7 protein-coding genes and 1 pseudogene are annotated in these 7,374 nt (G+C 68.4%); 7 read left to right on the top strand and 1 reads right to left on the bottom strand.

Annotation, left to right across the window (positions count from 1 at the left end; all coding sequences use genetic code 11):
* The 7 genes and pseudogenes from MJ783_RS20715 to MJ783_RS20690 all read left to right on the top strand — a co-directional run.
* Positions 1-250, top strand: a 250-nt coding sequence (locus MJ783_RS20715; protein ID WP_239312920.1) for a lantibiotic dehydratase C-terminal domain-containing protein, incomplete at its 5' end; no start/stop codon positions are given.
* Positions 247-1,557, top strand: a complete 1,311-nt coding sequence (locus MJ783_RS20710; protein WP_239312918.1) for a lanthionine synthetase C family protein — start codon at positions 247-249, stop codon at positions 1,555-1,557. The genes MJ783_RS20715 and MJ783_RS20710, both read left to right, overlap by 4 nt.
* Positions 1,554-2,384 carry a thiopeptide-type bacteriocin biosynthesis protein gene (locus MJ783_RS20705; RefSeq protein ID WP_239312917.1) on the top strand — a complete coding sequence of 277 codons (831 nt, stop codon included), beginning with the start codon at positions 1,554-1,556 and terminating at the stop codon, positions 2,382-2,384. The genes MJ783_RS20710 and MJ783_RS20705 overlap by 4 nt, the downstream gene beginning before the upstream one ends.
* Positions 2,385-2,389: 5 nt before the next feature.
* Positions 2,390-3,592, top strand: a complete 1,203-nt coding sequence (fxlM, locus tag MJ783_RS20700) for a methyltransferase, FxLD system (protein WP_239312916.1) — start codon at positions 2,390-2,392, stop codon at positions 3,590-3,592.
* Complete coding sequence (locus MJ783_RS20695) at positions 3,589-4,767, top strand: hypothetical protein (RefSeq protein WP_239312914.1); 1,179 nt, start codon at positions 3,589-3,591, stop codon at positions 4,765-4,767. The genes fxlM and MJ783_RS20695 overlap by 4 nt, the downstream gene beginning before the upstream one ends.
* Positions 4,768-5,217: 450 nt before the next feature.
* Positions 5,218-5,394, top strand: a pseudogene (locus MJ783_RS23780) (helix-turn-helix domain-containing protein); the annotation flags it as partial.
* Between the two features lie 327 nt (positions 5,395-5,721).
* Positions 5,722-6,429 (top strand): hypothetical protein, encoded by a 708-nt coding sequence (locus tag MJ783_RS20690; protein ID WP_239312912.1) that lies wholly within the window; start codon positions 5,722-5,724, stop codon positions 6,427-6,429.
* Here the strand turns inward: MJ783_RS20690 and MJ783_RS20685 are convergent, their stop codons facing one another.
* Positions 6,430-7,242: a bifunctional 2-polyprenyl-6-hydroxyphenol methylase/3-demethylubiquinol 3-O-methyltransferase UbiG gene (locus MJ783_RS20685; protein WP_239312909.1), complete on the bottom strand. Its 813-nt coding sequence runs from the start codon at positions 7,240-7,242 to the stop codon at positions 6,430-6,432. It abuts the gene before it with no gap.
* Between the last annotated feature and the right edge of the window lie 132 nt (positions 7,243-7,374).

The following is a 7,374-nucleotide window of genomic DNA, read 5'->3' as shown; positions in this document are numbered from 1 at the left end:
GGTATGGGCTGCCTGGCGCGCGCGGCGCCGGGTGGCCGAGCGGTACGCGGCCCAGCTCGCCGTATCCCCGGGTCTGCCGGCAAGCGACGAGGTGCTGGGGTCGCTGCTGCATCTGCACCACGTCCGCGTCCACGGCATCGACGCGTCGGCGGAACGCACCTGCCACCGGCTCGCCCGCGCGGTCGCGCTCGCCTGCCACAACACCGACCAGCAGACCCGTCCGGATCTGGCACGAGCGGAAGGCCAATGACCGCAGTCATGGAAAGCCGGGCCCGCGCGGCCACCGTCGCGGCGCGGCTGGCTGAGACGCTTACCGTGCCGCCAGCGCCCGAGCCAGGCAGTGACCGAAGCCCGAGCAGCCCACGCTGGCAGGGCCAGTCGCTAGCCCAGGGCGCGGCCGGCGTCGCGGTTCTCCATGGCGTGCGCGCTCGCGCCCACGCTGGCGACTGGGCCACCGTCGCTGCCTGGCTGACGGCCGCCGCCACAGAGGACCTGTCCGCCGGGCCGGGCGCCGGCCTGTGGTTCGGCGCCCCGGCGCTCGCGTTCGCGCTGACGACGGCAGCCCCACCCGGCCGCTACCTCGGCGCGGCCCAGCGGCTGCACGCCACCGTCGAAAAGCTGGTCGAGGACCGGCTCGCGGCGGCCCACGCACGGATCGACGCGAGACAGCGACCGGAACGCGCCGAGTTCGACCTGGTCCGAGGCCTGACCGGCCTCGGCGTCTACCTGGCCACCCGCGACGCCAGCAGCGAGCAGCTTCGCCAGATCCTGGCCTACCTTGTCCGGCTCACCGAACCGTTACCCGCCACCGACACAGCCGGGCTGGCTGCGCCTGGCTGGTGGACCGTCGACGTTCCCGCCACAGCGCCGCCTGGGCCGTTCGCCGACGGCCATACCGACCTGGGCATGGCCCACGGCATCGCCGGTGTACTGGCGCTGCTGGCACTCACATTCCGCCGCGGGGTCGTCGTCCCCGGCCATGCCAACGCCCTCGACCGGATCTGCCGCTGGCTGGACGCCTGGCGCCAAGACGGCCCGGCCGGGCCCTGGTGGCCCGAACGGATCACCGCCGGTGAGCTGCTGGCCGGCCGCCTGGCCCAGACAAGCCCGGGCCGCGTCTCCTGGTGTTACGGTACTCCCGGTCTGGCCCGCGCCCAGCAGCTCGCCGCGCTCGCGCTGGCTGACACCGCCCGTCAACAGCGCGCCGAAGCCGCTCTCGCTGCCTGCCTTATCGACCCTGCCCAGCTTGGCCGGTTCGCCGACCCGGCACTCTGCCACGGCTGGGCAGGCCTGGTCGCCACCGTCCGCTGCGCAGCCACGGACGCCCGCTTCTACCCGCTCGGCAACCACCTGCCCGGCTTGGTCGACCGGCTCCTCGACAGCCTCGACACAGCGCAGGGCACCGGATGGCAGCTACCCGGCCTCATCGAGGGCACGGCCGGGATCGCCGCGGTCCTGCATACCGTCGCGACCGGCACCGCCGCCGCCTGGGAGGCGGCTCTCCTGCTCGACCTCCCACCGACGCAGCCAACACAGGACCCGGGAGCCCACGGGTGAGCACTCCCGACACCGAGGCCGCCTGGTGCGGGGTGACCGTGTGGTGCCAGGACTGGCGGTCCGCCGAACACCTGGGGGTCACCCAACTGGCGCCACTGCTCACCGCGGCTGAACAGACAAACGGGATCAGTCTGTGGTGGTTCACCAGAAAGTCCGGCTCCTGGCGGATCCGCTGGCGGCCTGGCCCAGGCCAGATCAGACAAACCCCGACAGCGCTCGGCGAACGAACTCTTGGTGACCTGCTCGCCGACGGCGCGATCTGTCGTTGGGCGCCGGCCGTCTACGAGCCCGAGACCCACGCCTTCGGCGGACCCGCCGGCATGGACGTCGCGCACCTGCTCTTCCACACCGACAGCCGCAACGTTCTCGTCCACCTCGGCCAGGCCCGCCCCGACCACCGCCACGAGGTGGGACTCGTGCTGGCCGCGGCACTGCTGAACGCCGCCGGCCAGGACTACTACGAGCAGGGCGACATCTGGACCCGCATCGCCGGCCACCGCCGCACCTGCCAGGTCCGCCCACGGCAGCCCGCTGTGGCACCCGCCACCCGGGCCGGCGTGCACCGGCTCCTCACCGCCCGCACGGTCCGGCCACTCGAAGCGCTGCCCGCGTGGCCAGCGGCGTTCCGGCACGCCGGGCGGTCACTCGCGGACCTCGCCGACCAGGGCCAGCTCACTCGCGGCATCCGCGCGGTCCTGGCGCATCACGTCCTGTTCGCCTGGAACCGCCTCGGCATCCCCGCCGCCGACCAGGCCCAGATGGCTGCCACCGCTGCCCACATCGTCTTCGACGACAGCGACCCGATCCCGACCCTCGACGAACGGTGACCACGATGACGACCCGCACCCCCGAGCAGCTTCGCGACGCGCTGGTCGCTGACATCCGCCGCTGGGGCACGTTCCGTACAGACCAGGTTGAAGCTGCGTTCCGCGCGGTGCCACGGCACCTGTTCCTGCCGGGCGTTGACCTGGAAACCGCGTACGCCGACCAGGTCGTTGTCACCCGCCGCGCGCCCGACGGCACCGCGCTGTCCTCGGCTTCGCTGCCCGACCTCGTCGCCGCCATGCTCGAACAGGGCGACGTTCATACCGGCCACCGCGTTCTGGAGATCGGCACCGCTACCGGCATCAACGCCGCGCTCCTCGCCGAGCTCGCCGGCCCGACTGGCCACGTGACCACCATCGAGATCGATGAGGATCTTGCCGTCAGCGCCCGCGGCGCGCTGGCGGCGGCTGGCTGCGACCAGGTCGAGGTGATCCACGGGGACGGCGCGGCCGGTTACCCGGACGGGGCACGGTATGACCGAATCATGATCACAGCGGGGGTGTGGGATATCGCCGCGGCCTGGTGGGACCAGCTCGCCGCCGCTGGCCGGATCGTCGTACCTCTCCGCCTGCACGGCAGCGGCCTGACCCGCTCGCTCGCGCTCGACGCAGTCGAGCCGGGCCGGCTGGTCAGCCGCTCGGCGCTCGTCTGCGGCTTCGTCCCGCTGCGCGGAGCCGGCGCCCACACCGGCCGCACGCTGACTCTCGCCGACGGCGCCGCTCTGCGGCTCGACGACCACGACCCCGCCGACGAGCCGGCGCTCCGCGCTGCGCTCGACAGCCCGCCGCACGGGCTGTGGACCGGTCTGACGATCCACGACCACGAACCGACCGCTCATCTCGACCTGTGGCTCATCACCGCCAACACCCAGTTCGCCCGCCTCGCCGTCGACACCGCTGCCCAGCAGAACGGCCAGCTCACTCCGGCACGGCGCTGGGCCGGGGCCACCATCCACGACGGCTCTACGATCGCTTACATCACCCTGCGCCCCCTGGCCCCCGACATCGACGAACTCGGCGTCACCGCCCACGGCCCCCACGCGGCGACCTTTGCCGCGCGGCTCACCGAGCTGCTGCATCACTGGCACAAGGAACGCCCCACCGAGCCCGTCATCACCGCCCACCCCGCGGACACCCCCGACGACCAGCTCCCCGCCGGATACCACATCGACCGGCCGAACAGCCGACTCACGATCCGCTGGCAGTCGTGAGAACGGCGAGCGCCATGGCTGCCTTCACCTCCACGGCCGCGGCCACCGCGGCGTTCGACCTCGTCGCTGCCCGGTTCCCCCTCGTTCCCCGCAACCGACCACACTGTCCACCCCTCGACACCCGGATCACCCACGTTGCCACCTTCGCCCGTCAGGCTGCCTTCGCCCGTCAGGCCGCCTGCGGCGGCGGCGACGCGCTGCTGCACGCAGCCGAGGCCCACAACCTCGGCGCGCTGATCGTCAGCGACTGCGGCCTGCCCGACCTCGCCCGGCGTCTCTGCTGGCACCAGATCGACACCCTCCCGCTCCGCCGCCCGCTCGACGCAGCGACGGCGAAACTCGCCCTCCAACCATTGATCAACCTGGCTCGGCTGCGGCTACGCACCGGAGACGGCTTCGCCGCCTACCAGATACTCACCACGCTCTACGGCGCAGTCACGGCAAGAACCACCGCCACCATCGACGGTCGGACGCTCACGTTCGAGGACCTCGTCACCGCCGCCGACCACCCCGAGGCGGTCCGCTGGCTGTGGACCGTCCTGCTTGCCGATGGCACCCGCGCCCTGACCCGAACCGGCCACTGGACCAAGGTCCTCGACCACCTCCAGCGCTACAAGGGCATCGGACAGCGCCTTCTCGACGGCCGCCAGGCCGCGATCCTCGCCCACCACGCCCGCAAAGACCATCACGCCGCCGAACAGATGCTCGCCACCACAACCACCACCCAGCCCTGGGAAAAATCCGTCGCTACCTGTTTCGGCCTTCTCCAAAGGCGCATCACGGGGGGCAAGACCCCTGACGATGACAGAAACACAATGGACGATTTCCTCCCGTCGAACGACCCCGCTTACTTGGCTTTCCACATCCAGCTCGGCCTGTGCCTCCTTGACGTCGCGGACACCCCCCAGCGACTGCGACCTGTCCTCGACAGGATCATTGATGGCGCCCTGCACAGCGGAGACGCCTATGCTGCCCGCGACCTCCTCATCCACCCAGCCGCTCGCAGCTATCTCAGTGGCGATCAACTGGCGCTCCTAGCTGAAAGACAGCAGCAGTCCGGGCTCGACAGCGGCCACATTCCCGACGCGCTACACAGGCGGCTCCTAGACGCCCTCGAACTCGCTACTTCCGGTTTCGCCAGTACATCGGTCCACAGCGGCGGCAGGCCGGCGTGATGGCGGATAAACCGTCGGCGGTCATGGAGATGTACAGTGGCCGACGCGGCCCGCAGGTGCGGGTCATGGCTCCAGCGCAGGCCCGCGGCGCGTCGTTTCTCGGGGATCGAGCCGCGGTCGCCGCAGCCTTGGACCAAGCGGCTCTGCCTGTCGAGGGCTGCAACGACGGACTGCGTGGGGCAATGCCTGCCGCCGTACGCAGGGTTACCTGGAGGTGCAACGGGCGGCCTGTTATGGACGGTTAGCGCTGGGCGAGGCTACGGCCGGCCTGGATCTTGTGCCCGGTCCTCGTACCGTGTCCACGCCCGTCCCATGAGCCGCGGCGACGTCGCGGCGCGGATCGCCTCAAGATGCGACACGCGAATCGGTAACCGAGGCCGGTTTCCACCCTGCGCGTCGCGAACGATATATTGCTCCTGGTGAACAAGCCCTTGCTGAAATGGGTGGGCCATGGACCAGGATCTGCCGCTTGGCAAGCGAATTGCCGCGTTCCGCAAACTCCGTGGATGGACGCAGGCGGGACTCGCTCAACGGTTGAACCGTTCGACGAGTTGGGTGACCAAAATTGAGCGTGGCGAGCGTCGCGTGGACTCCATGAGCGTTCTGCTCGAGCTTGCGCGCGCTCTTTCCGTACCGGTGTACCAGCTTACGGGACACGGAGGCCAGCATCATAAGCCGGACGCCGCAGACCACGGAGCCCTGCGCCTGCGAATGGTTCTCGACCGCGGCGCAAGCCTCCGTCCGTCCGGGGAGCCTCCACGGTCGGCCTCATTCCTCGCGGCGGAGGCCGCATCCCTTCGGCTTCTCTATAATGTCTCCGATCGAAGGTTCTCCGCATCGGTCCCTCTGCTCGCCGATCTCATCGAGGAGGCTCGGGCCGCGTCCAGGTACCACGACGAGGCTGAGCGGCGGGTCGCTCAAACCGCTCTTGCCAATCTTTATCGACTGGCCTCCTTGGATCTGCGGCGGAGAGGAGATTATGGACGTGCGCGACTGGCGATCGACCGTGCTCTGCTGACCGCCGAAGATGCGGGCCACGAATTTCTCATTGCGTCGGTGAACGCTACCCTGACCGTCCAGCTCATGATGCAAGGGGACTCGGAGGATGGTGTAGCGCTCGCATCCGATACCATCGACATGCTTCGCCGATACCGTGGAGCTGCAGATGATCCGATCTCCTACTCGGTCATCAACGGCGCGCTGAACCTTTACGCGGCTCAGGCTGCGGCACGTGCCGGCGACGTGGCAGAGGCGGAGGCGTTGTTGAAGGTTGCAGCGGGCACTGCGGCGGAGTCCGGAGTTGATCGGGAGAGGTACTGCCTCATTTTCGGACCCACCAACATGTCGATACAGAAGATCGGCATGTACGTCGACTCGCAGCGACCGCATGACGCCACACGAGAAGCTGCCCGAGTGAACGCCGATCAGGCGGGCAGCGTGAGTCGCGGATGCTACCACCATCTTCATCTCGCCAGAGCGTACGGAATGCTGGGCAACGACGACGCGGTGCTCGATGCGTTGATGGCGGCCCGCAGCATCGCCCCGGGATTCGTCCGGCATGACCCACTTGCCAGAGATCAGGTGCGGGATCTTATCCGTCGCAGGCGCTCACCAGACGAGCGGCTGCGCCGCCTGGCGAAATATATGGCCGTGCTCGACTGATCAAGGCTTTCGCGCCCGTAGCGACAGGAAGAGGGGGAGTTCCGCGCCAGTGCCCTCCGGCAGGACGTACTCACGATCGCCGCGCTTACACAGAAATGGCCACGGCCGGTCAAGCCAGTTGAACTCGTGGAAGAACTCAATAATCAGGCCGGCTTGCGCGACCGCCGTGACGAGTTCTCCGACGCTGTGTGTCCACAAGTACTTGACGGTAGTATTAACTTGCGCGTTTGGATCGGCATAACTACCCTCTACCCGATAGGCGATCGGCTCACTTCGCGGCCAGTACGAGCGGCTCACTCTCAACTCCGACGATGTATCGTCAAGGGCCTTTGCGATCGGGTGAATATCCGTCAGATACACAAACCCACCTGGCTTCAGGTAGTCCGCGACGATGTGCGCCCACCTGGCCAGGTCCGGCAGCCAGCCCAGAACACCCCGAGACGTGTAGACGATATCCCACGTGCCGGCCAGCGCTTCCGGCAGCTTCATCACGTCGGAACACACAAAAGTCGCATCGACGCCGAGTTCCTTCGCGAGAGAATTTGCGATCTTCACTGCCATCGGGGAGAAGTCGACCCCGGTGACCTTCGCGCCCCGTCTCGCCCAGGCGACCGAGTCGGTTCCGATCTGACACTGAAGATGCAGCATCGTGAGTCCATTGACATCGCCGACTTCCTGCACCTCGTAAGGGCGCAGCTTGTCCGCGCCTCTGCGCACGGAGGCGAGATCATACCAGTCACCCTTTGCATGCACATCAGCCCACTCGTCCCAGAGATCCCGGTTGGATGCGAGGCAAACATCAACATCAGGCATGCAACAGCCTCCCCGTGCCCATCGTTTCCTACAGGAAGATTACGCGGCTTGACCGGGGCTCCGCTCGCCTGGCATCACGAGCGAAGCGATTCCTCATCACTTTAAGATCGTATTCTGTTACGTCAAGTAAGC

Source organism: Protofrankia sp. Cj3 (genome assembly GCF_917627355.1).
Lineage (GTDB): Bacteria > Actinomycetota > Actinomycetes > Frankiales > Frankiaceae > Protofrankia.
This window is presented reverse-complemented; position numbering and strand designations above follow the sequence as displayed.

Excerpts from the sequence above, each read along its gene's own strand:
- MJ783_RS20710 (WP_239312918.1), top strand. The coding sequence starts at position 247 with ATGACCGCAGTCATGGAAAGCCGGGCCCGCGCGGCCACCGTCGCGGCG.
- fxlM (WP_239312916.1), top strand. The coding sequence starts at position 2,390 with ATGACGACCCGCACCCCCGAGCAGCTTCGCGACGCGCTGGTCGCTGAC.
- MJ783_RS20685 (WP_239312909.1), bottom strand. The coding sequence starts at position 7,242 with ATGCCTGATGTTGATGTTTGCCTCGCATCCAACCGGGATCTCTGGGAC.